General features: G+C 70.4%; 14 protein-coding genes. 4 read left to right on the top strand and 10 right to left on the bottom strand.

The window, feature by feature from the left end:
• Positions 1 to 512: 512 nt before the first annotated feature.
• Positions 513 to 1,742: a PP2C family protein-serine/threonine phosphatase gene (locus tag ACWD4G_RS40730; protein WP_451302886.1), complete on the top strand. Its 1,230-nt coding sequence runs from the start codon at positions 513 to 515 to the stop codon at positions 1,740 to 1,742.
• Positions 1,743 to 1,756: 14 nt separating this feature from the next.
• On the opposite strand, the gene ligA is transcribed toward ACWD4G_RS40730, so the two are convergent.
• The 5 genes from ligA to ACWD4G_RS40705 form a co-directional block, all read right to left on the bottom strand.
• A complete protein-coding gene (gene ligA, locus ACWD4G_RS40725; RefSeq protein ID WP_451302884.1) occupies positions 1,757 to 3,877 on the bottom strand; it encodes an NAD-dependent DNA ligase LigA in 2,121 nt (706 codons plus the stop codon).
• A 76-nt stretch (positions 3,878 to 3,953) separates the two neighbouring features.
• The gene (locus tag ACWD4G_RS40720) at positions 3,954 to 4,364 is read right to left on the bottom strand and encodes a VOC family protein (RefSeq protein ID WP_451302882.1); all 411 of its coding nucleotides are present in this window, start codon (positions 4,362 to 4,364) and stop codon (positions 3,954 to 3,956) included.
• Between the two features lie 48 nt (positions 4,365 to 4,412).
• Entirely contained in the window at positions 4,413 to 4,805 is a 393-nt protein-coding gene (locus tag ACWD4G_RS40715; RefSeq protein WP_451302880.1) for a helix-turn-helix domain-containing protein, read from the bottom strand.
• Positions 4,806 to 4,838: 33 nt separating this feature from the next.
• Positions 4,839 to 6,293 (bottom strand): glyceraldehyde-3-phosphate dehydrogenase, encoded by a 1,455-nt coding sequence (locus ACWD4G_RS40710; protein WP_451302878.1) that lies wholly within the window; start codon positions 6,291 to 6,293, stop codon positions 4,839 to 4,841.
• A gap of 85 nt (positions 6,294 to 6,378) precedes the next feature.
• The gene (locus tag ACWD4G_RS40705) at positions 6,379 to 8,580 is read right to left on the bottom strand and encodes an endonuclease (RefSeq protein WP_451302876.1); all 2,202 of its coding nucleotides are present in this window, start codon (positions 8,578 to 8,580) and stop codon (positions 6,379 to 6,381) included.
• A 230-nt stretch (positions 8,581 to 8,810) separates the two neighbouring features.
• Here ACWD4G_RS40705 and ACWD4G_RS40700 point away from each other — a divergent pair, with 230 nt between their 5' ends.
• Positions 8,811 to 11,453: a glycoside hydrolase family 2 TIM barrel-domain containing protein gene (locus tag ACWD4G_RS40700; RefSeq protein WP_451302874.1), complete on the top strand. Its 2,643-nt coding sequence runs from the start codon at positions 8,811 to 8,813 to the stop codon at positions 11,451 to 11,453.
• Positions 11,454 to 11,573: 120 nt separating this feature from the next.
• Here the strand turns inward: ACWD4G_RS40700 and ACWD4G_RS40695 are convergent, their stop codons facing one another.
• The 3 genes from ACWD4G_RS40695 to ACWD4G_RS40685 all read right to left on the bottom strand — a co-directional run bounded on the left by ACWD4G_RS40695 (position 11,574) and on the right by ACWD4G_RS40685 (position 17,376).
• The gene (locus ACWD4G_RS40695) at positions 11,574 to 14,462 is read right to left on the bottom strand and encodes a helix-turn-helix transcriptional regulator (RefSeq protein WP_451302872.1); all 2,889 of its coding nucleotides are present in this window, start codon (positions 14,460 to 14,462) and stop codon (positions 11,574 to 11,576) included.
• Between the two features lie 224 nt (positions 14,463 to 14,686).
• Complete coding sequence (locus ACWD4G_RS40690) at positions 14,687 to 16,054, bottom strand: tryptophanase (protein ID WP_451302870.1); 1,368 nt, start codon at positions 16,052 to 16,054, stop codon at positions 14,687 to 14,689.
• A gap of 14 nt (positions 16,055 to 16,068) precedes the next feature.
• Positions 16,069 to 17,376 (bottom strand): tryptophan dimethylallyltransferase family protein, encoded by a 1,308-nt coding sequence (locus ACWD4G_RS40685; RefSeq protein WP_451302868.1) that lies wholly within the window; start codon positions 17,374 to 17,376, stop codon positions 16,069 to 16,071.
• A 207-nt stretch (positions 17,377 to 17,583) separates the two neighbouring features.
• On the opposite strand from ACWD4G_RS40685, the gene ACWD4G_RS40680 reads away from it, so the two are divergent.
• Positions 17,584 to 20,487 carry an nSTAND1 domain-containing NTPase gene (locus ACWD4G_RS40680; protein ID WP_451302866.1) on the top strand — a complete coding sequence of 968 codons (2,904 nt, stop codon included), beginning with the start codon at positions 17,584 to 17,586 and terminating at the stop codon, positions 20,485 to 20,487.
• Positions 20,488 to 20,518: 31 nt separating this feature from the next.
• On the opposite strand, the gene ACWD4G_RS40675 is transcribed toward ACWD4G_RS40680, so the two are convergent.
• On the bottom strand, positions 20,519 to 21,784 hold the full coding sequence (locus ACWD4G_RS40675) for an alpha-L-fucosidase (protein ID WP_451302864.1): 1,266 nt from the start codon (positions 21,782 to 21,784) through the stop codon (positions 20,519 to 20,521).
• A 195-nt stretch (positions 21,785 to 21,979) separates the two neighbouring features.
• On the opposite strand from ACWD4G_RS40675, the gene ACWD4G_RS40670 reads away from it, so the two are divergent.
• On the top strand, positions 21,980 to 24,967 hold the full coding sequence (locus ACWD4G_RS40670; protein ID WP_451302862.1) for a carbohydrate binding domain-containing protein: 2,988 nt from the start codon (positions 21,980 to 21,982) through the stop codon (positions 24,965 to 24,967).
• Between the two features lie 63 nt (positions 24,968 to 25,030).
• Here ACWD4G_RS40670 and ACWD4G_RS40665 read toward each other — a convergent pair whose 3' ends face one another.
• Positions 25,031 to 25,900, bottom strand: a complete 870-nt coding sequence (locus ACWD4G_RS40665) for a geranyl diphosphate 2-C-methyltransferase (RefSeq protein ID WP_451302860.1) — start codon at positions 25,898 to 25,900, stop codon at positions 25,031 to 25,033.
• Positions 25,901 to 25,909: the final 9 nt, after the last annotated feature.

Genomic DNA, 25,909 nt, shown 5'->3' with positions numbered 1-25,909 from the left:
TACGAACGCAAGGCCGAACACTTCCTGGCCTTCACCGCCATCGCCTGCAGCCTCATCTGCTACCGCAGACTCACCAAATGAGACGACGCCTAAGTTCCGTGCCCTCTGCTGCCCGGGTCCCTCCGCCCCGCGCATCCCGGCTCCGGCCGGTCCGCCGCCCTCCGCAACCCGGCTGCGGGCCGGTCCGCTGTCCTGCGCACCCCGGCTGGCGCCGACCCGAGGTTCCGTCCCTCCTGCTGCCCGGTAACCCGCTGCCCTGCGCGTCCCGGCTGCGCTCCAGGCCACCGCCCCGCGCACCCCGGCTGGCGCCGCCCCGAGGCTCCGTGCCCCCCGCTGCCCTGTATCCCGCCGCCCCGCGCACCCCCGGCGGACCCACCGCTCCACCACTCTCCGCACCCCCTCCCCGACAGCCCGTGACCAGCCCTTTTCCCGGTCCGTGAGGGAAGCGCCGCACTCGTCCAAGGCTCCTATCGTGGAGGGCAGGACGGCTAAGGGCGCTGAGGCGGCGGACCATGGCGGAATCGGTGATCGACTACTCGGCGGTGTTCCAGGCGCTGCCGGGAATGGCTGCGCTGCTGACACCGGCGCTGGTGTACCTGGACGCGAACGAGGAGTTCCTGCGGCTGTCCGGCCGCACCCGGGAGCAGGTCGTCGGCCGGTATCTCTTCGATGTGTTCCCCGACAACCCCACCGACCCGGCCGCCACCGGCATGCGGAACCTGGCGGCCTCCCTAGCCCGGGTCGTGGAGAGCGGCGAACGGGACGCCATGGCCCTGCAGCGGTACGACGTGGAGTCGACACAGCGCCCGGGGGAGTGGGAGGAGCGGTACTGGAGCCCCGTCAACGCCCCGGTCTTCGGCCCCGACGGAAGCGTGGCCCTGATCATCCACAAGGTTGAGGAGGTCACCGAACTGATCCGCGCCCGCGCACGCCCCCGGGACGACCGGACCCAGGTACTGGAGGCCGACCTCTACACCAGAGCCCGTGAACTGCAGGAGGTCAACGAGCGGCTCCGCAAGGCCCACGCCCATGAACGCGAGGTCGCTCTCGCCCTGCAGAACGCGATGCTTCCCAGACCCCACCCCGTCCGGCACCACCGCGCCGCCGTGCGCTATCAGCCGGCCGTGGGCGCGCTCAATGTCTGCGGCGACTGGTACGACCTCGTCGACCTGCCCGGGGCCGACCGGATGGGGGTGGCCGTGGGCGATGTCGTCGGACACGGACTCGCCGCCGCCTGCGCCATGGGCCAGCTGCGCAGCGCGCTCAGCGCCGCGTCACTCGTCGCCACCGGGCCCGCCCAGTCCCTGGACGCCCTCGATCTGTATGCCACGTCGGTCGACGGCGCCGAGAACACCACGGTCGTCCAGACCCATATCGACTGGGAGACCCACACCCTGGCCTACAGCAGCGCCGGTCACCCACCGCCCGCGCTGCTGTGCCGCGACGGAACGGTGGTCTTCCTCGACAAGGCGACCGACCCGCCGCTCTGCGCCCGCCCGGAACCCGCCTCCCGCACGGAGACCACCGTCGGCTTCACCGAGGGCGACACCCTGGTCCTCTACACCGACGGCCTGATCGAACGCCGCACGGAGGATATCGACACCGGTCTGACCCGTCTGGCCAAGGCCTTGAACCGGCACCACCGGACCCATCCCGAAGCCCTCGCCGACGCCCTCCTGCGGGACCTCCTCCCTCCGCAGGAGGCGACGGACGACACAGCCCTGGTGATCATCGGCCTGTGAACCCCGAAACACCATCACTCGACGAAGTCGGCCACCAGCGTGGCGAATTCATCGGGCGTGGCTATCCGGATGCCCAGCGTTTCGGCCTTGGCACGCTTGGAGCCCGCGTTCTCGCCGGCCACGACCAGGGAGGTCTTCTTGGAGACGCTGGAGGAGGCGCGGCCCCCGGCGCGTTCGATCAGTTCGTTCATCTCGTTGCGGCTGAGCTTTTCCAGCGGGCCGGTCATCGCGCCCGTGACGACCACCGCCATCCCGGCGAGCGGGCCGCCCGACGGCGCCGGGCTCTCCGGAGCGGCGGGGTCGGTGGCGGCGGACGCGTCCGTGGACTCGTCGGTTTCGGCCGTCGGCGGCGTCGCGCCCGGCTCGGTCATGTTCACCCCGGCCGCCGCGAGCTTGTCGATGAGCGGGGCCAGCTGGGCGAGTTCCGCCACGATGGACGGGGCCTTCTCGGTGCCGATGCCCTCGACCCGCTGGATCGCGGCGGCATCGGCGGCCCGCAGATGGTCCATCGTGGCGAAGTGGCGGGCGATCCGGCGGGACATGGAACGCCCGGTGCCCCGCACCCCCAGCGCGCACAGCACCCGGGACAGCGGTCTGCCCTTCGCCGTGTCGAGCGCGGCCAGCAGATTGTCGGTGCTGGTCTCACCCATCCGTTCCAGCCCGAGCAACTGCTCACGGGTCACCGCGAACAGATCGGCGAGATCCGCGACCAGCCCGGCCTCGACGAGCTGCACGATCCGGGTGTGCCCGAGCCCTTCCACGTCCAGCTGATCACGGCCGACGGCGTACGACAGGGAGGCGACCAGATGGCAGTTGCGGCCGTTCTCACAGCGCCAGCGCTGCTCGCCGGTGTCGATGGCGGAACCGCAGCGCGGGCATGCCTCGGGGAACACGATGGGCTGCTCGTCGCCGGTGCGCAGATGGGCGACCGGGGCCTCCACGCGCGGGATCACATCCCCGGCGCGGTGCACCATGACATGGTCGCCGAGGCGCAGATCGCGGCGGGTGATGTCGGCGGGGTTGTGCAGGGTGGCGTAGGTGATGGTGGAGCCGTCGATCTCGACGGGCTCCAGCACACCGCGCGGGGCGATGATCCCCGTACGGCCCACGTTCCACCGCACCTCCAGCAGCCGGGTGATCTTCTCCACGGCGGGCAGCTTGTAGGCGATGGCCCAGCGCGGGGCGCGGGAGCCGGAGCCGGCGGCGCGCTGGTCGGCGGCCAGGTCCGCCTTGATGACGATTCCGTCTATCCCGAAGGGCAGTTCGGCCCGGAGCGCGGCGATCTCCTTCACCCGGGCCAGCACGTCCTCGGCGGTGGCGGCGGTGACACCGGGCACCGCCGTACTCGCGGTGGTGTTCACCCCCAGTTCGGCGGCCCGCGCCATCAGCTCACTGTGGGCCGACTCGCCCAACCGCTCCGCGAAGCCCTCCTCCGTACCGGGCAGCGGCAGCAGTCCGTAGCCGAAGAACGTCATCGGCACGGTGTACGCGCGCTCCCGTGCGCGCAGGGTGCCCGCGGCGGCGTTGCGGGGGTTCGCGAAGGGCTGCCCGCCGTGCGCTGTGCGCACCTCGTTGGCGTGCTCGAACTGGGCCTTGGTCATGAGGACTTCGCCCCGCACCTCCACGGTGACCGGCTCGGTCAGCCGCTCCGGCAGACCCTCGATGGTGCCGAGCGCGTGCGAGACGTCCTCCCCGGCCGTCCCGTCACCGCGTGTGATCAGCCTCGTCAGTCGGCCCTCAAAGTAGCGGGCGGCGATCGCGAGCCCGTCCAGCTTCGGCTCGACACCGAACCGCTCCACCTCGTGCCCGATCCGCCGGGCCAGCGACGCGGTCCACGCCGTGAACTCCTCGGCCGAGAACACATTGTCCAGGCTCAGCATCGGCACGGTGTGCGGCACATCGCCCTCCACCGCACCACCGGCCACCTTCCCTGTCGGCGACTCGGGCAGTATCCGGTCGGGATGGGCCGCCTCCCACTCCGCGATGCCGCGCACCAGCCGGTCGTAGGCGTCGTCGTCCAGGACCGATGTGCCCCCGGTGTAGTAGGCGGCCGAGGCCTTCACGGCGTCCTCGACCGCGCGTGCGTAGGCGGCGGCATCCACGATCACTGCTGCTGATGTCGTCATGCGGATCATCTTGCCCGCCCCCACTGACAACGGCCCTGACCTGCGAAAACAGGTCAGGGCCGGGAGAAGGGCGGGACGGGTCCGCTCAGCCCTTCGGCTGGGTGAACCGGATGCTGTTGCCGAACGGGTCGCGCAGCCCGCAGTCGATGCCGTACGGGCGCTCGGTGGGCTCCTCGGTGAACTCGACGCCGAGGCCCCGCAGGTGCTCGTAGGTCTTGCGGCAGTCGTCCGTGCTGAAGATGAGGTGGCCGCCCATCGCGCCCTTCGTCAACAGCTCGCGGACCTGCTCGGCGGTCTCCTCGGACAGCGCGGGCGGACCGGGCCTCTCCAGCAGGATCTGGCGCTCCGGGTGGCCGGGCACCTGGACGGTGAGCCAGCGCATGAAGCCCAGGTCGACATCGGTGTTGACCTCCAGGCCGAGCTTGCCGACGTAGAAGTCGAGGGCCGCGTCCTGGTCGAGGACGTAGATCTGCGAGTGCGTGATTCCGGTGAACATGCGCATCACGCTACCGAGCGGGCCGGAAGAAAACTTGTCCAAAACTGCTCAGCCGCTCGGGCGCATCCACGCCTTGGTGAAACACGTCGGCACGGCCACGGTCACCGCCTCCTTGCGGTACTCCCTCGGGGACCGGCCGACGATCTCGCGGAAGGTGCGGCTGAAGGTACCGGGGCTGCCGAAGCCGACCTCGAAGCAGATGTCCGTCACGCTGCGGTCGGTCTCCCGCAGCAGGAACATCGCCCTCTCGACGCGACGGCGCTGCAGATAGCGGTGCGGAGTCTCACCGAAGGTGGCCCGAAAAGTGCGGGTGAAGTGCGCTTCGGACACATGCGCGAGCCGGGCCAGGGACGGGACGTCCAACGGCTGCGCGTAGGAGCGGTCCATGGCGTCCCTGGCCCGGAGCATGCGGCGGTTCGACTCTTCTGCGGTGCGACTCACGCCGTCATCACACCACGCTTGTGCGACCGCCGATCAGACCGCCGGCGACGGGAACGTCGGGTACTCGACCCCCGAGACATGCTGGACGACCCGGATGACCTGGCAGGAGTAGCCGAACTCGTTGTCGTACCAGAGGTAGAGGATCGCGTTGTCGCCGTCGACCTTGGTGGCGCCGGCGTCGACGATCGAGGCGTGGCGGGAGCCGATGAAGTCGCTGGAGACCGAGTCGGGGGCGTTGGTGAAGTCGATCTGGCGCTTCAGCGGGGAGGTGAGGGAGACCTCGCGCAGGTAGTCGAGGACCTCGTCGCGGCTGGTCTCACGGCCCAGGCGCAGGCTGAGGATGGCGATCGAGACGTCAGGGACGGGCACGCGGATCGAACTGCCGGTGATCGGCGCCTTCAGATCGGGCAGCGCCTTGGCGACGGCCGAGGCGGCGCCCGTCTCGGTGATGACCATGTTGAGCGGCGCGGACCGGCCGCGACGGTCGGACTTGTGGTAGTTGTCCAGCAGGTTCTGGTCGTTGGTGAACGAGTGGACGGTCTCCACATGACCGCGCAGCACACCGAACTCGTCGTCCATCGCCTTCAGCGGGGGGACTATGGCGTTGGTGGTGCAGGAGGCGCAGGACAGGATCTGCTCATCCGGCTTGATCGTGTCGTGGTTGACGCCGTGCACGATGTTCGGGACGTCGCCCTTGCCGGGCGCGGTCAGCACGACCTTGTCGATACCGGGGCGCAGATGCGTGGACAGGCCCTCGCGGTCGCGCCACTTGCCGGTGTTGTCGATGAGGATGGCGTCCTTGATGCCGTACGCCGTGTAGTCGACCTCGGACGGGTCGTTCGCGTAGATGACCTTGATCTCGTTGCCGTTGGCGACGATCGTGCTGTTCGCCTCGTCGACGGTGATCGTGCCCTGGAACTGGCCGTGGATGGAGTCCCGGCGCAGCAGTGAGGCCCGCTTGACGAGATCCTCGGAGGCCCGACCGCCGCCTCCGCGTACGACGATGGCGCGCAGCCTCAGACCGTTGCCGGAGCCGGCCTTCTCGATCAGCAGTCGGGCGACGAGGCGGCCGATGCGGCCGAAGCCGTACAGGACGACATCGCGCCCCAAACCGCCCTCGATCTTGTTCGCCCCGGTGGCTCCGGCGACGGCCTCGGCGGTGAACTCCCGCACCGACAGACCGTGGTCGTCGGCCTTGTACGTCGCGGCCAGCATGCCGATGTCGATCTGGGAGGGGCCCAGGTCGAGGGAGGTGAGCGCCTGCAGGAACGGCAGGGTGTCGGTGACCGACAGCTCCTCGCCGGCGATCTGCCGGGCGAAGCGGTGGGTCTTCAGGATGCTGACCACCGACTTGTTCACCAAGGAGCGGCTGTGCAGCAGGACGGTCACGTCCCGCTCACGGTGCAGCTTCCCGATGATCGGGATCATCGACTCCGCGATCTCCTCGCGGTTCTTCCAGTTGGTGAACGAGTCCTCGTTGACAGTCACAGATCTATCTTTCGAGCTAGGCGGCGCTCATATGCTAAACGGTCGCCGTCTGGCTCCTGCCCCGGGGGGTCGAGTAGGGGGTGGTTCAGGGCCAGACGCCCGAAAAGTCGATCTTCTGGGCCCAGTCGGGGTGGTCTATGAGCGGATTGCGGTTGCCCTGGAGTTCGGCGATGGCCGCGTTGCGGTGGAGTTCGTACTCGGTCACCGGTTCGGCGGCGTGCCAGGCCAGCAGGGTGGGCAGTCGCTCCTCGGGGAACTCGCGCCGGGTGTCGCCGACCTCGCCGGGATAGCGCAGCAGGAAGTAGAGGGTGGCCCGGGCGACGGCCCCCTTTCCGGCCTCCGGCTCGAAGCCGATGTCCTCGCGCATCCCGCAGTCGTCCCGCTCGGCCTCCTCGAAACCCGGGAAGTCGAAGTAGGGGAAGTTGCCTCGGAAGCTGTTGCAGCCGACCTCGCAGGCGAACAGATGGTGGAGGTCACCCCGCATCGGCTCCCTCTTGGTGAACCACGACTGCGGCACCACGTGTTCGCAGTTGAACGGCATCGACGCCTCCAGCGCGTCGAACTCCGCCTCGAACTCGGCGGGCCCCGCCGTGCGTTCGTTCATGAACAGCTCGTGGATACGGGCCAGCCGGGCCTCCTCGACGGCGGCGTCGGCCCGTATGAACTCCTCGGCGGAGAAGGCCTTTCCGGAGTAGACGCTGCGCAGCCGGCCGTCCTTGTGCAGGTCGACCCAGGGGTAGACCAGGCGGATCGGCTTGTACTTGGGCCGGGGCGCGTGGGTCTCCTCCAGCAGGTCGGTGAGTGCCCGGCGCAGTGCCTCGCCGTCGTCGGTGTCGACGCCCGCGTAGTAGGCGTCGCGCGCGGCGGCGTCGGACTGCCGGTCGTAGTACGGCCGTTCCCGCCCGAGCCGAAGGCTGATCAGGGCGGCCTCCACATCCCGCTCGATGGCCACGGCACCGTCAGGTGGCCCGGCCGGGGTCGGCGGTGGTGGTGCGGGGGTGAACAGAGGTGGCGGGGTGGGCGCGGGCGCCCCCGCGCGGGCCGGCAGATCGAGTGCGACGCTGATCCTCAGCGGCAGGGTGACGTGCGCGGTGCCATCCGTCACACGCAGCAGCGCCGCGTCGGCGCCGAGCGGTTCGCGCGTCCCGTTGGCCGAGGGCGCGGCCGGCGGCGCGGGCCGGGCCGTCTCGACCGGTGCCGTCGCGGTCCCGTCGACAGGGCCGGCGGTGAGGACCTCGTCGCGCAACCGGGCCGCCGCGCCGGTCAGGCTCATCGCGTGCAGGGCGCCCAGCACCCGGCTGATCCGCACCCCCTCGTTGGCCAGCCAGGCAAGGCGGTCCTCGCCCATCGCCGGGGTCCACACCGTGCCGTCCACACTCAGGGGGCGGCCCTCGGCGTCGGTCTTCGGGACGGCCGAGTGGTGCAGCGCGACGACCTCCCACTGGTCGTTGAACACCGGTGAACCCGACGAGCCCTGAAGGGTGTCGGCCGTGGAGTGCAGGAACCGGTCCAGAATGTCGACGACCTGGTTCTCCCGCAGCGCCACCTGCTTGGGCTCACCTCGGGGGTGCTGGACGATGTTGACGAACTCCCCGATGACGATCCTGCCCTGCTCCTCGCCGAGCGGCAGCCTTCCGAAGGGGGCGAGCGCCTCGCCCCGCGTCCCGTGTTCGGCCACCGCGACCAGACTGAAGTCCAGCTCCCGATCGGTGGCGAAGAACCGGTGCGGCTCCAGCTGGAACACCGCGGGCGCCAGCGGCCGTCCGTCGACACCGGCCTGCAGCCCGAACGCGACGGTGCTGCGCCGCGCCTCCTCCTGGCCGCGCAGCACATGGTTGTTGGTCAGCAGCAGGGAGGGGGAGACCATGAAGCCGGTGCCGTGACCGCCGCCGGGTCCGCTGATGCTGATCCGGCCGACCGCGCGGGCCACTTGGGCGCCCTTCTCCAGGAACGCGACCGGTGTGAGGTTGTTGCGCCCGATCAGGCGCTCCAGGCCCAGCATGTCGCTGCCGAAGTCCTCCGGAGGCAGTCGCAGGGTGCTGCCGGTCGCGGTGGCGGGCTCCGACGGCTCCCGTTCGATCGCCCTGGCCTGCGACCAGTCCGCACCGAGATGGGCCAGCCGCTTCTCGACCCGCTCGGGTTCATCGGCGTACAACACCCCACGGGTACGCATCAGTTCCCGGGTTCTCTCCCGCCGCCCGGTGCGGTCCGCGAACCGGGCGGCGGCCTTCGTCAGCTGTGACAGATAGTCGGATTCCGTGGAGGAGAAGAGCTCCGCCGTCGTCATGGGTCCGCCTCCCTGTACAAGTCCCCCATTCGATGCTGACACTCGCGGCAAACATGCGCAAAAGGTCTATATGGCGCGTAACGGTCCATGAACCCCAAGTGTCGACCCTGGTCACGCTGTTCGGCTCGGGCGTCTTGACGTCACCTCTGGCACGTCATGTCATGTCTATGCCAGTTCATCATGCTGCTCAACGTTCGACATATCGAATGCTCATGGAGAGGTTGACAGGGATGACACAGAGGGACCGGCATGTGACGCGACGCGGCGCTCTGCAACTGGGCGCGGCGGCCGCCGGCGCCATGGCACTGGACCTGCACAGCCCCGCCACAGCCACCGCCGACAGCCGGGGCAGGCGCCACCGGCCACGGGAGCGGTCGTTCGACGAGGGATGGCTGTTCTTACGCGGCGACGCCGACGGCGCCCAGGCACCGGCGTACGACGACAGCGACTGGCGCACCCTGGACCTCCCGCACGACTGGAGCATCGAGGACCTCCCGTACGCCACCTCCACCGACGGCGGCGCGACCGCCTTCCCCTCTCTCCTCGTACCCAAGGAGCCCGACCCGGCGTGGCCCACCCCGCCCCCGGTGATCGGCCCGTTCGACCCGCAGCGCAGCGAGAACGGCGGCTCCATCGGGTACACCGTCGGCGGAGTCGGCTGGTACCGCAAGCACTTCCGGCTGCCGGAGGGCAACGACGGCTCGGGCGAGGGCCGTTCACATGCGGAGCTGCTGTTCGACGGGGTGTACCAGAACGCCGATGTCTGGCTGAACGGCGTCCACCTCGGCTTCCACCCCAACGGCTACACCTCGTTCGCATACGACCTCACCCCGCACCTCGACCCGACGGGCCCGAACGTGCTGGCCGTCCGCGTCGACAACCGGGGCCGCAACAGCCGCTGGTACGCGGGCTCCGGCATCTACCGGCACACCTGGCTGACGGTGACCGGGCCCGTCCGCATCCCCCTCTGGGGCGTGCACATCACCACACCCGAGGTGAGCACCGGCAGATCGATCGCCCACGTGGAGACCTCCGTCGCCAACCTCGGCGCCGAGTCCATGTCGACGCGGGTACGGGTGACCGTCCGCGACCCGCACGGCACGATCGTGGCGGTACGCACCGCGCCCGCCCGCGAGGTCGAGGCGGGCGCGACCGCTGTCTCCGCGCTCGACATCCCCGTCAAGCGGGCCGCGTTGTGGTCCATGGACGCGCCCCACCTCTACACCGCCCGCACGGAAGTCCTGGTCGACGGACGGGTCGTCGACACCCTGACCACCACCTTCGGCATCCGCTCACTGGAGTGGAACGGAGAGCGGGGCCTTCTCCTCAACGGCGAGCCGGTCAAGGTCATGGGCGGCAACGTCCATCACGACCACGGCCCCATGGGCGCCGTCGCCCTCGACCGCTCCGAGGAGCGCCGGGTCGAGATCCTCAAGGAAGCCGGCTTCAACTCCCTGCGCACCGCCCACAATCCGCCGACCCCGGCCCTGCTCGACATCTGCGACCGGCTGGGGATGCTGGTGATGGACGAACTCTTCGACGTCTGGGACACCGGCAAGAACCCCGACGACTACTCCACGCACTTCGCCGAATGGTGGGAACGCGACCTCACCGGCACCGTCCTGCGCGACCGCAACCACCCCAGCGTGATCATGTGGTCCCTCGGCAACGAGATCACCGACCGCACGGGCGGCCACCGAGGCGCCCAACTCGCCGCACTGCTCCGCACCTTCGACACCACCCGCCCCGTCACCCTCGGCGGCGGCTCCACCCACTCCGCCGACGACCCCTCCTGGAACTACCTCGACATCGGCGACGTCCACTACAACGCCAACGGCAAGGGCTACGCCCAGATGCACGCCGCCCACCCCGACAAGGCGATGACCCACAACGAGACGTTCCCCGCGACCACCCACCAGGACATCAGGTTCGCCGACGCGCACGACTGGGCCATCGGCACCTGGATCTGGGCCGCCTGGGACTACCTCGGCGAGGCCGGCATCGGCAAGACACCCATCCCACCTGTCGGCACGGGCGCGACCATCGGCGACCAGAGCGTGATGCCCGGCTGGTCCATCTCCCGTGAACTGCACCACGGCTGGGGCGGCTTCGGCTACGCCTACCCCTACTTCCAGGCGAACTGCGGCGACTTCGACCTCATCGGCCAGCGCAAACCGCAGAGCCACTGGCGCGACGCGGTCACCGGCCGCAGCCCCGTGGAACTGATGGTCGAACGCCCCACCCCCGAAGGCACCGAACAAGTCGCCCTCTGGTGGGGCTACTTCGATGAACTCGCCAGCTGGACCTGGGACGACGTCGAACCGGGCCACCCGATGACCGTCCATGTCTACACGGCCGGCGACAGCGCACGCCTCCTCCTCAACGGCACCGAGGTCCCCGGCGGCCCCCGCACCCCCGAGCGGTCCATGGCCACTTTCACCGTGCCGTACGAGAAGGGCGAGCTGACGGCGGTCGCCGAGCGCGACGGCAGGGAGATCGGCCGTACGACCCTCAGAACGGTCGGCGCCCCGGCCGCCCTGCGGCTCGTGCCGGACGTGAGGGCCCTCACCACGAGCCGCGACGACCTCGCCCATGTGCTCGTCGAGGTCGTCGACAGCCAGGGCCGGGTCTGCCCGGATGCCACATGCGAGGTGAGCTTCGAGATCGACGGCGCGGGCGAACTGGCCGGTGTAGCCAACGGCAACCCGCACAACGTCGACAGCTTCAAACGACCGAGCCGCCACACCTGGCACGGCAAGGCCCTCGCCATCCTCCGCCCGGCCAAACGCCAGGGGCGCCTCACCCTCACGGCGAGGTCCACCAGCCTACGACCGGCGACGCTCACTCTCCCAGTGCGCCGGCCGAGCCCCTGACCGCAGGCCCCGGGCCCTGCCGCCCCCTCCGCGGCCGGGCCCGGGGAGCTCACGCGCTTCCGTGCTCAGAACCGATCGTTCCGGAGGGGGGAGGGGGCCGGTATCAGGGAAACTACGTAATCACGTCCCCCCGTCGCGGAGCTCGTCGCGTACCTGGAGCGCGGCCAGGGCGGCCCGTGAGGTGACGCCCGTCTTGCGGTAGATGCGGGAGAGATGCGTCTCGACCGTGCGCGGGCTGAGGAAGAGCCGTTCGGCGATGGCGGGGCTGGTCATGCCCTCCGCCACGAGCGCGGCGATCTCCCGCTCGCGCGGCGAGAGCGCCGACAGCTCCACCGGGGGCGCGGGCTCGGACGAGGGCGGCGCCCCCGGGACGGCATCCGGACCGCAGCCGGGACCGGTGCCTGGACCGGGGCCCGCGCCCGGGGACGCCCCGGGCTCCGGCTCGGGGAAGACGGCCGGGCGGACCGCGTCCGCGAGACCGACCAGCAGCAGGGCATCGGCATCGGCGCTCAGCCACCGGGCGCGCTCCCACATGGCGCGGGCCCGCGCCGGACGGCCGGCGGACGCGGTCAGTGGGGCTCCGAGCAGCAGCGTCAGCGTCTCCCACAGAGGTGTCCCGCCGACAAGGGCCTCCTCGGCGGCCTGTTCGAAGAGTTCGGAGGCACCGGCAACATCGCTGTCGGCGAGCGGGATGTGCGCCGAACTGCGCAGCGCGGAGGCCCGCTGGGCCGACAGACCCAGCCGCTCCGCCTCCTTGCGGGCGCGTTCCGCCCAGAGCCGGGCATCCTCGTGCTCCCCGGTGGCGACGGCGGCGGCGACGAGGATCTCCAGGAACAGCGGCCGCATGCTCGGCTGCAGACCGCTGAGGTCCTCCCCGCCCGCCCGCAGCACGGCGGCCCGGGCCCGGGCCGGATCACCGGCGTAGATCGCCGCGTACCCGAGCATGCACCAGGCGATGGACGCCCACCAGCGGGTGCCCGACCCGGCCCGGGCGACGGCCTCCTCGGCCACCGCCAACGCCGTCCCGTCGCCCGGTGGCAGCGCGGGGATCAGCGCCTGCGTCTTGGACGCCAGTACGAAGGCGAGCAACTCGTCGCTGCCGATGCCCCGGGCGATCGTCTCCGCCTCCTCGGCGAGATCGACGGCCGATCCGAGCCGCAGCGTCAGGATGTGGACGTGGGACATGCAGAGCAGCAGATGCGGCACCACATAGAGCAGACCGCCCCGGCGGGCGATGGCCAGGCCGCGCCGGGCGTGCCGCTCGGAGTCGGCGTACCGTTCCAGGAACGCCTCCGCCCAGCTGAGCCGGGCCAACGGCTCGCACAGACCGGCCAGATCCTGATCGGTGAGGGAGTCGATGAGCGCCCCGGCACGGTCGGCGGCCTCGGCGGCGGCCCTCATGTCGCCCTCGTAGGACTCCCCGAGCGCGGTCACGGCGAGCGCGCCCGCCTCCGCGACCTCGTCACCCAGCGACCGGGCCAGCTCCAGGGTGCGGACCAGGTCGTCCCGTACATCGGGATAGGCGCTGGCGTGGGGTGCCGACGAGCCCAGTTCCAGGCCGAGTTGGATGGTCTCGGCGGGGGAGAGGCCGGTGCCCCGGGACAGTTCGCGGCGGAGCAGGGCCACCGCCTCGGCATAGCGGCCGAGATGACGCTCCATCACCGCGCACAGCGTGACCGCCGTGGCCCGTACCCCGTCGTCGGTGCCCGGCGGCGACAGGCTGATCACCTCGTGCAGCAGGTCCCGGCTCTCGCGCAGCCCACCGCAGACGCCGAGCGCCTCGGCCCTGCGCAGCATCAGATCCCGGCGCAGCGCGCCGTACACCGGACGGTCGGGCAGATGGGTGAGCGCGACGCCGAGCCAGTGGGCGCTGCTCGCGGGCGCGGTGGCGGCGGCCTGCTCGGCGGCCTCGGTGAGGACGGCCACGGCGGGCGGGTCCCAGCCGGTGAGCGACCGCTCCACATGGTGGGCCCGCTCGGTGAGCGGCGCCCCGATGCGGGCGAGTTCGGCGGCGGCGAGCCGGTGCATCCCGGTGCGCAGCGCCGGATCGGTGGTGTCGTGGACCAGGGCCCGGAGCACCGGGTGGCGTAGGGTCCAGCGGCCGCCGGAGCCCGGCACGGCGAGATCGCGGGCCGTCAACTCCCGTAGATCGGCGTCGAGTTCGCCCTCCGGTCGACCGGTGACGGCGGCCACGAGCGCGGGCGTCGCGTGATCGCCGAGGAGGGCGACGGCCTGGGCCGTTCTTCGCTGGGCGTCGGTCAGCGGAGTCAGCTCGTCGAGCAGCAGGGAACTGAGCCCCGCCGGACGCCCCGCGTGGAGCAGCGCGAGAAAGTACAGCGGATTGCCCTCGCTCGCCGCGTACAACTGGGCGGCGAGACCGGACGGCACCTCGGGTGCCAGGGCCGCGAGGCAGGCACGCTCGTCCAGCGGCCCCAGCTCCAGCCGCAGCACCGTCCCCGCCTCGACACCCCGGAACAGGGACGCGGCGAGCGGGGCCGAGGTCTGCCGCTCGCGCCGGGCCACGACGATGACGACGGGCGCGCGGCGCGGCGGGTGCCGTACGAGGTGGTCGAGGAGTTCCAGGGACGCCGGGTCCGCCCAGTGGATGTCGTCCAGGGCGACGACGAGACCGCCGCCCGCCTCGGCGATCCGCGCCAGATGGTCGGCCACGGCGCGTTGGAGGGCGAAGCGGTCCCTGGAGTGCCCGCCCGCGAAGGGGGACTCCGCCTCGGGCCCCGCGTCGGGATCGAGATCCGCGAGGGCGTCGGCGAGGGGCTGGTACGGCAGATGCCGCTCGTACTCGGTGGCCCGGCCGCGCAGCACGGTCGTCCCGCGCTGCGCGGCCCGCCCGCAGAACTCGGACACCAACCGGCTCTTGCCGATCCCCGCCGCCCCGGTGACATCCACGACGGTCGGGCCACGGCCCGCGCCGGCCAGCCGATCGAGTGCCTCGTCGAGCCGCGCCAGCTCGGCCTCCCGGCCCACCAGCGGAGCCACGTTCCACGGCACAGAAACCCCCGAATGCCCCGATGTGTCGAACCTCCGGCCGAATATTGCGGATTATACGTACCACTCGACCGGCCGAGGGGTGCATCATCCCATCCGAATCCCGTCCGACCGGTCCCCTCCCGGTCCTTCCGCTCGGTCTGTCCGGAGACTGGTCGGTAACCTCTGACCTCGGTGTTCGACGCGCGGCGCAGCCAACCGAAGGCTTCGGTTCCGCCGACCGTCGCCTACGGGGTGACCGGGGCGAGCCGGGAGCGGAACTGCCGGAGGAGCGCGGGCTGTTCGACGATGCGCATCCCCGGAACCCGGTGGGCCTCATGCACGACGCGGGCGAGCGCACGCCCGACGTGGTCCCAGTGGCCCCGGGTGTACGTCCTGCGCGGCACCGCGAGGCGCAGCAGCTCGTACGGCGCGCTGGTGACCGGCTCGCCGTGCTCGTCCTCGCTGCCCAGATAGAGGGAGCCCAGCTCGACGCCGCGGATGCCGCCCTCCAGATACAACTGGCAGGCCAGGGCCTGGCCGGGGAAGCGGTGCGGCGGGATGTGCGGCAGCAGTCGGCCCGCGTTGAGGTAGAGGGCGTGCAGCCCGGGCGGTTCCACGATGTCGACGCCCGCCGACCGCACCTGATCGGCCAGATACGCCGTTTCCTCGGCGCGTGAGCGCAGATAGGCCGGGTCGGTGACCTCGCTCAGGCCCTGCGCGACCATGTCGAGGTCGCGGCCGGCCAGTCCGCCGTAGGTGGGGAAGCCCTCGGTGGCGATGAGCAGCAGTTCGCAGTGGCGGGCGAGGGCGGTATCGTTCAGGGCGAGGAAGCCGCCGATGTGGGCGATGCCGTCCTTCTTCGCGCTCATCGCACAGCCGTCGGCGAGCCGGAACGCCTCCTCGGCGACCTGCCGGGGACTGTGGTCGCGGTAGGCGGCCTCCCGCCGGGTGACCAGCCAGGCGTTCTCCGCGAACCGTGCCGCGTCCAGGAACAGCGGCACACCGTGTTCCCGGCACAGCGACGAGGTGAGGGTCAGATTGGCCATGGAGACCGGCTGGCCCCCGCCGCCGTTGTTGGTGAGCGTCATGATCACGGCGGCCACGCGGGAGGCGTCGGGACCGTCGAGGATCGCCTTCAGCCGGGCGGTGTCGATGTTCCCCTTGAACGGCTCCGCGCTGTCCAGGTCGGCGGCCTCGGGGCAGGGCAGGTCCCAGGCCTCGCCCCCGCTGAGCGCCACATTGGCCCGCAGGGTGTCGAAGTGGGTGTTGCTCAGGAAGACCTTGCCGGGGCCGAGCAGAGTCGTGGTGAGCAGCCGCTCGGCCGCCCGTCCCTGGTGCACCGGCAGGATGTGGGCGTAGCCGGTCAACTCCCGGACGCTGTCGTGGAAACGGTGGAAGGAGCGCGACCCGGCGTACGACTCGTCGCCGTTCACCCCGGCCGCCCACTGCGCGGCGGACAGGGCCCCGGTCCCCGAGTCGGTGAGCAGATCGACGGTGACCTCGTCGGCCCGCAGATCGAAGAGGTTGTAGTGGACCCGGGCGAGCGCCGCCCGCCGCTGCTCACGGGTGGTGACGGGGATCGGCTCGACCACCTTGATCCGGTACGGTTCCACGGTTCTGGTTCCCTTCAGAGGTGTGCGTCGGCGGAGGGGCCGACGGTGATGGCGGGGGCGGTGGCGATGGTGGGGGCGACGGCTGCGGTGGGGCCGGTGGTGCCGGCGGTGGCGGTGAGGTCGGCGCCGGCGCGGCCCTCGTACGGGACGCCGGGACCGCCGTCGGAGCGGATGCCGGAGTCGGCGTCGTCCCTCGGTGGCAGTACGCGGTAGGCCTCCGAGGAGAGGTAGACGGTGATCCGTGGCTCCCGCCGCCCCTCCTGGACGAGCCCCAGATACGAGATGAGGCCCACTCCCGCGCTTAGTCGACGGGCGGTGAGCGCGGCGAGGGCGCGGTCGAGAAGGGCGCTGTGCACGCCGTACTGCCGCAGGAACCGCACGGCATGACGGCGTGCCACCAGGTCGTCACGGACGTAGGCGCGCACGGGCACATGAAGGGTGTGTCCGGTGGGCAGGCCGCCGTCCCCGGTGGTGAACGAGTAGCAGGAGATGAGTGGGAGCCGGTCGAAGGGCGCCTCGCCGTTGATCCGGCGGCACAGCTCCGCCACCCGCTCCGGACGCGCCCCCGGCACGAGACGCGCCGCGTCCGCCGCCTCGGTGGCCGTCGCGCCCTGGTGCGCGACGTACACCTTCACCCGGGGCTCGGCCCACGGCCCCACGTCCAGCGCGAGGAAGGGGAACGCGGCCGGCCCCGGCAGAAGGGACTCCGCATGGCTCCGCAAGGCCTCGAACGCCTTTCCGTGGCCGAGCCGCGTCATGGCCTCGCCCAGGGTCTCCGCGCTCCGTTCGGCGCCCCGCGCCCCCGGGTTCAGATACAGCTTGACCCTCGGTGCGCCGCCCGGCCGCAGCACCAGGGCGCACCACAGCGTCGGCGGCCCCTGCGGCAGCGGAGGCAGCAACAGGTCGCTCACCCGCTTCAAGTCGCCCAGGTCGAACCCGTGTTGTGCCGCGAGCCGGCCCACGGCCGCCAGCGCCGTGCGGGTGTAGGCGCCCGGCGCCCCGGCACCGCACCCGGGGTCGACCACCACACGCAGCGCGGCCGGGGCGCCGGCGGGGAAGGTCAGCGAAAACTCCACCGGTGTGTGATCGTCGGAGAGGCACGAGGGTGAGGGCGGCGGCTTGGCCAACGACCGCGCGGCGGCCGGCCCCAGCAGATCCCACAGCAACCGCTCATGCGCCTCCCGTTCGGCCCCCTTCACCCCGACCAGCTCGCACAACCGCCCCCACTGCCCGGCCGTGAACCCGCCCAGCCGGTCCGTGGCGCGCTCCGCGCCCGCCACCTCACCCGGCAGTTCCGTGCGCTGCCCCGCGTACGCGTTCATATGTCCTCCACCTCGGTCGTGTGCGCGTATTCATGGCGATCTCGGTGCCCGAAATCGATACGGCGCTGAATGCCGTTCGGGCAGCGGGCCCCAGCTGTGGGGCCGTTGCAGCGTTTGTAGCCGTGACCTCGTTGTTCACGATCGGTGGACTGGCACTGAACAAACGCATGGTGAACAATTCCGATGACTCGGGGGAGGTGTGTGCCGGTGGCGCGTGGAGAGCGTCCGCTGAACGCGGAGGGCGGACCGGTGGTGGAATTCGCCGCGCGATTGAGGAGGTTGCGGGAGCAGGCCGGCAGCCCCACCTACCGGGACCTCGCCCGTCGGGCGCACTACTCGATCGCGTCGCTCTCCGGAGCCGCGGCGGGCCGTCAACTCCCCACCCTGGCCGTCACCCTCGCCTACGTGCGTGCCTGCGGCGGTGACGAGCACGCATGGGAGGCGATGTGGCACAAGGCCGCGGCCGAGTGCGCCGCCGAGCACACCGAAACGACCCCCGAACGGAAAACCGACACCGCCCCCGCCCCCTATGTCGGGCTGACCTCTTTCCAGCAGTCCGACGCCGACTATTTCTTCGGCCGGGAGAAACTCACCGACGGGCTCGTCGAACACCTGAAGGAAAAGAGGCTCCTTGTTCTCTTCGGGGCCTCGGGTTCCGGGAAATCATCGGTACTCCGTGCCGGAGTCCTCCCCAGGTTTTCCACGGCGCCCGCCCTGGTTCTCACTCCCGGAGCGCGTCCTTTGGAGGAATGCGCGATCCAATTGGCGGCGCGCGCCCACCTCACCCCCGGACCGCTGCACGCGGAACTCCAGGCGGATTCACGCACACTGCACCGTGTCGTACGACAGATCCTCGTCAGCCCACAACAGACGGCACCGAACGCGACACCGGACCCGTCCGTCGAACTCCTCATCGTCGTCGACCAGTTCGAGGAGGTGTTCACCCTCTGCCGTGACACGGAGGAACGCGACGCCTTCGTGGCCGCGCTGCTGCACGCCGCGCGGACCCCCGACAGCCGCTGCCGGGTCGCGCTCGCCGTACGGTCGGACTTCTACACGCACTGCACCCGGCTCCCCGACCTCGTCGACGCCCTGTCCGACGCCCATGTCCCCGTCGCCCCGATGACCACCGACGAACTCCGGTCGGCCATCGTCCGGCCCGCGACCAAGGCCGGTCTGACCGTCGAGGGCGCCCTCCTCGCGGCCCTCACCGCCGACGCCCACGGCCGGCCCGGAGCGCTGCCCCTGCTCTCGCACGCACTCCTGGAGACCTGGCACCGGCGACGGGGCCACGCCCTCACGCTCGCCGGATTCAAGGAGGCGGGCGGTTTCGAGGGAGCCCTCGCCCAGACCGCCGAGACCTTCCACACCGACCTGAGCGATGCCCAACGACGGATCGCGCGAAGGCTCTTCCCCCGACTCGTCGCCCTGGGCGAGGGCACCGAGGACACCAAACGCCGGGTGCCGCGCCATGAACTCGACGACACCCCCGACACCGTGCACGTCCTCGAACAGGCCACCCGGGCCCGCCTGCTGACCGTCGACCGCGACCATGTCGAGATCACCCACGAGGCCCTGATCCGCTGCTGGCCACGCCTCGGCCGCTGGCTGAACGAGGACCGCGACCAACTGCGCCTGCACCGCGCCCTCACCGAGGCCACCACCGTCTGGGAATCCCTGGACCACGACCCCGACACCCTCTACCGGGGAGCACGTCTGGCCGCCGTACGCGATCTGCCGGGCGAGGCGCTGACCGCACGGGAGCGGGCCTTCCTCGACGCGGGCGAGGCGGCCGAACGGGCGGAGGCGTCCCGGGCCCGCCGCCGCGTCAGACGGCTACGGCGACTCGTCGCGACCCTCGTCGTCCTGCTGATCTGCGCCGTGACCGCCGTCGGCTTCGCCGTGCGCTCGGAGCGGATCGTCACCGCGCAGCGCAACCACGTCCTCGCGCTGAAGGCGGTCGAGAACTCGACGGCGCTACGGACGCGCGACCGCTCGCTCGCCATTCAACTCGCCCTGGCCGCACACCGGTTGGAATCAAACGAGACCACCCGCGACGCCGTGCTCAGCGCCCTGCCGCACACCCTCACCCGCGAGGTCCACGCCCTGGCCGTGACCTCCGACGGCCGTACCCTGGCCACCGCGCGCGACGACGGCGGCCTTCGGCTGTGGGACCTGACCGACCCCCGGCGCCCCGCCCCGCTGGGCGCCGTCGACGACCACCCCGACAGCGTCATCGCGCTGGCCTTCAGCCCACGGGCGGACACCCTGATCGCCGTGGGCCGGGACCGTGAACTCCGGCTCTGGAAGGTGACCGACCCCCGCAACCCGCGCCTGCTGTCGAGGAGTTCGACGCACCACACCGGCCTCGTCTACACACTCTCCGTGAGCCCGGACGGCCGTACCGTCGCGACCGGTAGCTACGACGACACCATCCGGCTGTGGAATGTGAGCGACCCGGCCCGCCCCCGCTTCCTGAAAGAACTGACCGGGCACGCGCACGACGTCAAACCGGTCGCCTTCAGCCCCGACGGCACCACGCTGGCCTCCGGTTCCAACGACCGAACCGTTCGCCTGTGGAACGTGACCGACCCGCTCCGCGCGTCCGCCGTCGCCGTGCTCAAGGGCCACGACAACTTCGTCGACTCCCTCGCCTACAGCCGGGACGGCCGTACTCTCCTGTCCGGCAGCGACGACCACTCGGCATTCCTGTGGGATGTGACCGATCCGCTCCACCACCGACGGCTGGGCCGGCTTGAGGGCCACACCGATGTGCTCATGTCCGTGGAGTTCACCCGCGACGGCCATGAGGCGGTCTCGGCTGGCCTGGACGGCACGGTACGTGTGTGGAGGACGACTGACCGTTCGCACCCTGTGGAGAAGGCCACTCTGACAGGCCTCTCAGGAGGGCTCGCGGAGGTACGCCCCCTCTCGGCGCCCGGCGCGATCGCGACACTGAGCAATGACCACACGGTCGAGATCTGGAACACCGACCCGTCCCGGGCACTCACCCACGCCTGCGCCCACGTCCGAGCCCCCATCAGCCGCGCCCAGTGGACCCGCCACTTCCCCGGCCTGGACTACCGCCCGCCCTGCGCCGACCACGACTGAGACGGGGGCCAGGACGGCCGCGAGCCCCCGGTCAGTTCCGCCCCACCCCCCGATACAGATCCAACTCCCCCTCCAACTCCACGGCGAGCACGGTCGCGTACGGATCGAGGTCCGCCTCCACGGGGGCGTCGATCCACGTCACCCCCGGTACGGCGTCCAGCCCACCCGTGACGTGATGCCCCAGCTCGGTGCCCGTGCCGAGGACCGTGACCCGCTTGACCTTGTTGCGCAGCCCCCGCACGGACACGGTCTCGCGCGGGGCGTCGAAGCACATCAGATACAGGGTGCGCCGATCGGCCGAGAGGGTGCTCGGCCCGTAGTGGTGCCCGGCGGGCAGCCCGGCGAGAGAGTCGTACACGGCGTCGGAGTGCCGCCCGATCCACGCGCCGAGCCCCTCCACGCGCTCGATCTGCTCCTCGGGGATCGTGCCGTCCTCGCGCGGCCCGGCGGCCAGCAGCAGATTGCCGCCCATGCCGATGGTCTCGGCGAAGTAGCGCACCAACTCCCGTACCGACTTGAAGTCGCGGTCGTGCGGGCGGTGGCTCCATGAGTCGTTGATGGTCAGGCACAACTCCCAGGGCCCGTCCGGGGCCCGCATCGGGGCGCCCTGTTCCGGCGTCGCGTAGTCGCCGTGACTCATCATGCGGCCGTTGAGGATGGTGTCCGGGGCGCGGGAGAGGATCAGCTCGGCGAGGTCGTCCATCCGCCACTGCTCCTCGGTGCGCTCCCACTCCCCGTCGAACCAGAGGATGTCGGGCCGGAACCGCTCGACCAGCTCCCGTACCTGCCCGTCGCGGTAGGCGAGGTAGCGCGCCCAGGCCTCCGGGTCCTGTTCACCGGGCCGGGCGTGGGAGTAGTCGTTGGGCGGGACGATGTGCGGGCCCGGGTGCCGTTCGCTCGCGTAGTCGGGGTGGTTCCAGTCGGAGTGGGAGTAGTACAGGCCGACCTTGAGGTCCCGGGCGCGCAGCGCGTCGACGAACCCGGTGACCAGGTCACGGCCGGCCGGGGTGTCCCGGACCACGTCGAGATTGCGGTGGTCGGTGTCCCACAGGGCGACACCGTCGTGGTGCTTGGTGGTGAGCACCGCGTACCGGGCGCCGACGCGGGCGAACAACTCGGCCCAGGCGTCCGGGTCGTAGTGCGAAGCGGTGAAGCCGTCGAACTGTTTCATGTACTGCTCGTGCGTCATCTCACCGGTGTAGAAGGACCAGGATTCGGCGGCCCCACCCACGGCGTAGACCCCGTAGTGGAGGAAGATGCCCAGCTTGGCGGCGGGAAACCAGGGTTGCATCGGCATACGGCCACGCTAGGCGGACCACCGCGACGCACGCGTGGGCGCCGGTCACCACTACTGGTCCATTCTCACCGCGGCCCGCACCCCGTGCGCGATCCCTTTACGTGACTGTCATGTCCCTGTAGCTTCCAGCTCTGCAAAGGCTTTCAGGAACTTTCCGGTTCCTCTTGCAGAGCAACTCCCCACTCCCCACCCCGCATGGGAGACCCTGTGAGACATTCACCCCCTTATCGGCCGAGACGCCCATGGGTGGCGTTCGTGGCGGCGACCGGGCTGCTCGGGGCCCTCGCGGGCCTACCGCGGTCCGGGTCCGACGTCATGGAAACGGTCGCCGACACCGCCAACACCGCGACCGTCTTCTACTACACGAAGACCAAGAACTGGGCCTCCACCTACCTCCACTACGCCCCCGACGGCGGCTCCTGGACCACCGTGCCCGGCGTCCAGATGGAGGCCGCCTGCACGGACTGGGTGAAGAAGACCGTCGACCTGGGCTCGGCCACGGGCCTCGCGGCCACCTTCAACAACGGCAGCGGCACCTGGGACAACAACGGCGGCGCCAACTACGCCCTCGGCACCGGCGACATCACCGTCAAGGACGGCGTGATCGCCCACAGCGACCCCTGCGCGGACACCACCCCGGCCGACGGCAACAAGGCCACCGTCTACTACTCGACCGCCACCACCGGCTGGACCACCGCCAACATCCACTACCAGCCCGCCGGTGGCTCCTGGACGACCGTCCCCGGTATCGGCATGGAGGCCGCCTGCACCGGCTGGTGGAAGAAGACCCTCGACATCGGCACGGCCACCTCCCTCAAGGCGGCCTTCAACAACGGCAACGGCGTCTGGGACAACAACAACTCCGCCGACTACACGATCCCCACCGGCACGACCACGGTGCAGGACCGCACGGTCACCCAGGACGCCACGGACCCCTGCGCCGCCGAGGCCCCCGACACCGAGGCCCCGACCGCCCCCACCGAGGTCACCGCCACCGCCACCAACACCTCGATCGTGGTGAGCTGGGAAGCCGCCACCGACGACAAGGGCGTCGCCAAGTACCAGGTCACCCGCACCGGCGGCACCAAGGGCACGACCGTCACGGACATCGGCTCAACGGTCCTCTCCGACGGGGGACTTGAGGAGAACACCGCCTACACGTACACGGTGAAGGCCGTCGACGCGGCCGGCAATGTCTCGCCCGCCTCCGCCGAGGCCACCGCCACGACCGGCGAGCAGGCCCCCGCCCCGTCCTCCGGCACCCCGCTGGGCACCGACCCTCGCAAGGACCCCATCTACTTCGTCCTCACCGCCCGCTTCTTCGACGGCGACGGCTCCAACAACCGGGGCGGCAGCCAGCACACCAAGTCCGGCAACGCCGCGAACGACGACCCCATGTTCCGGGGCGACTTCAAGGGTCTGGTAGACAAGTTCGACTACATCAAGGCCCTCGGTTTCTCGGCGGTCTGGATCACCCCGGTCGTGCTGAACCGCTCCGACTACGACTACCACGGCTATCACGGCTACGACTTCTACAAGGTCGACCCCCGCCTGGAATCCGCCGGCGCCTCCTACCAGGACCTGATCGACGCGGCCCACGCCAAGGGCATGAAGATCTACCAGGACGTCGTCTACAACCACAGCTCCCGCTGGGGCGCCAAGGGCCTGTTCACCCCGACCGTCTACGGCGTCCGCGACTCCCAGTGGAGCTGGTACTACGACGAGAAGAACGAGGGCTTCGAGTACGACGGCCTGACCGTCGAACCCAAGTCCGGGAAGTCGTACTACAACGGCGACCTGTGGTCCACCGCCGAGCCCACCGGCAACACCTGCGTCAACTGGGGCGTCCCCACCGGCGGCAAGAGCGCCGAGGGCTACACGCTCTACAACTGCCAGTGGCCCAGCCCCACATCGGGCATGTTCCCCAAGGCGTACTACCACCAGTGCTGGATCGGCAACTGGGAGGGCGAGGACGCCCGCTCCTGCTGGCTGCACGAGGACCTCGCCGACTTCGACACCGAGAACACGGCCGTGCAGAACTACCTCATCGGCGCCTACAACAAGTACATCGACATGGGCGTCGACGGCTTCCGCGTCGACACGGCCGTCCACATCCCCCGCGTCACCTGGAACCGCCGCTTCCTGCCCGCCATCCAGGAACGCGTCACCCAGAAGTTCGGTACGGAGGCGGCCCAGAACTTCTTCGTCTTCGGCGAGGTCGCGGCCTTCGTCAACGACAAGTGGAACCGGGGCTCGGTCAACCACTCGGCGCAGTTCTACACCTGGAAGGAACGCAAGGAGTACAGCGCCGACGACGAGGTGGCCGCCATCGAGCAGTTCGACTACGAGAACGGCCAGGGCACCGGCAACCAGCCGACATCCACGAACGCCTTCCTGAGCGGGAACAGCTACCACACGCTGGACCACAGCCGGTTCTCCGGCATGAACATCATCGACATGCGCATGCACATGAACTTCAGCGACGCGCAGAACGCCTTCGGCAACGGCAAGGACTCCGACGACAGCGTCAACGACGCCACCTACAACGTCGTCTACGTCGACAGCCACGACTACGGCCCCAACAAGTCCAGCAACCGCTACAGCGGCGGCACCGACGCCTGGGCCGAGAACATGTCCCTGATGTGGACCTTCCGGGGCATCCCGACGCTGTACTACGGCTCGGAGATCGAGTTCCAGAAGGGCCAGAAGATCGACTGCGGCCCGACCTGCCCGCTCGCGACCACGGGACGCGCGTACTACGGCGACCATCTCGCCGGTTCCGTCACCGCCTCGGACTTCTCCACGGTCGGCTCGGCGAGCGGCCAGGTGGCGACCACCCTCGACCAGCCCCTGGTCAAGCACCTCCAGCGGCTCAACCAGATCCGCCGGGCGATCCCCGCCCTCCAGATGGGCCAGTACTCCACCGAGGGCATCAGCGGCCAGATGGCCTTCAAACGCCGCTACACCAGCGGCTCCACGGACAGCTTCGCCCTGATCACGGTCACCGGCGACGCCACCTACACCGGCATCCCGAACGGCACCTACCGGGACGCCGTCACGGGCGACGTGAAGACCGTCACCAACGGCACGCTCAGCATCGGCGCCCCCGGCAAGGGCAACCTGCGGGTGTACGTACTGGACGGCCCCGGCAAGATCGGCGCCGACGGCCCCTACCTGAAGTAGGCGCCCGTACGTAGTACACGTGGGGCTCGGGCGCGCCCGAGCCCCACCGTCACTCCGCAGCCGTCAGATCCGGTCCGCCGCGATCAGCAGATAGTGGAAGCTGCCCTCCTTGTACGCCGTCAGGAACGCCTCCTCGATACCGGTGGCGACCTCCGACTGGGCACGCAGCTCCCAATAGGGGATCGTCGCCGGCGTCAGGTCGACGACGTTGATGGGGACCAGGCTGTGCGCGGCCATCGCCCGGAAGTACTCGCTGCGGGGGTGGATGTTGCAGGTGTAGTGCTCGTCGATCTTGCTGACGGCCTTGGAGCGCATGCCCATGACGTCGTTGGAGCAGCCGGTGACGCAGACATACCGGCCGCCGTACTCCAGCAGCCGGGAGAACTCCTCGTACAGCTCGAAGAGATCGACGTACATCGTGGTCTCGTTGGTCCAGATCGCGCGCCGCGAGCCGGTGGCGAAACCGGTGTCGAGCATATTGCGGAAGTGGAAGCGGACCTGGTCGGCGACTTTGCGCCGCGCCGCCTGCTCGTTGGCGAAGGCGACCTGCTGCTCGGAGATGCTCACCCCGTCGACATGGCAGCCGAAGCGGGCGTTGGCCATGATGCTGCTGCCGCCCCGGCCGGAACCGGCGTCGAGGAGGTGGTCGTCGGGCTTGATGGCGCCGAGGTGGTCGAGGAGGACGTCCGCCTGTGCGGTCTCCAGACGGTGCATCTCCTCGATCATGCGCTGTTCGCGGGTCTCGGCCGGGCCCTGGAGGACGGACGCGTCGTAGTCGCCGAGCCCGTAGTGATGGTGGTACAGGTCGTCGACCTCGCCGAGGCGGAGGTTGACGGCGTTCTTCTCGGCGTTCCAGTAGTCGGCGACGGACTTCTGGTACTCGGTGCGCAGAACGTTGTCCATGGCGGACATCTCCATGTCGGTGACAGGCATGGTTGAGCG

The organism is Streptomyces sp. NPDC002643, from assembly GCF_053592555.1.
This window is presented reverse-complemented; position numbering and strand designations above follow the sequence as displayed.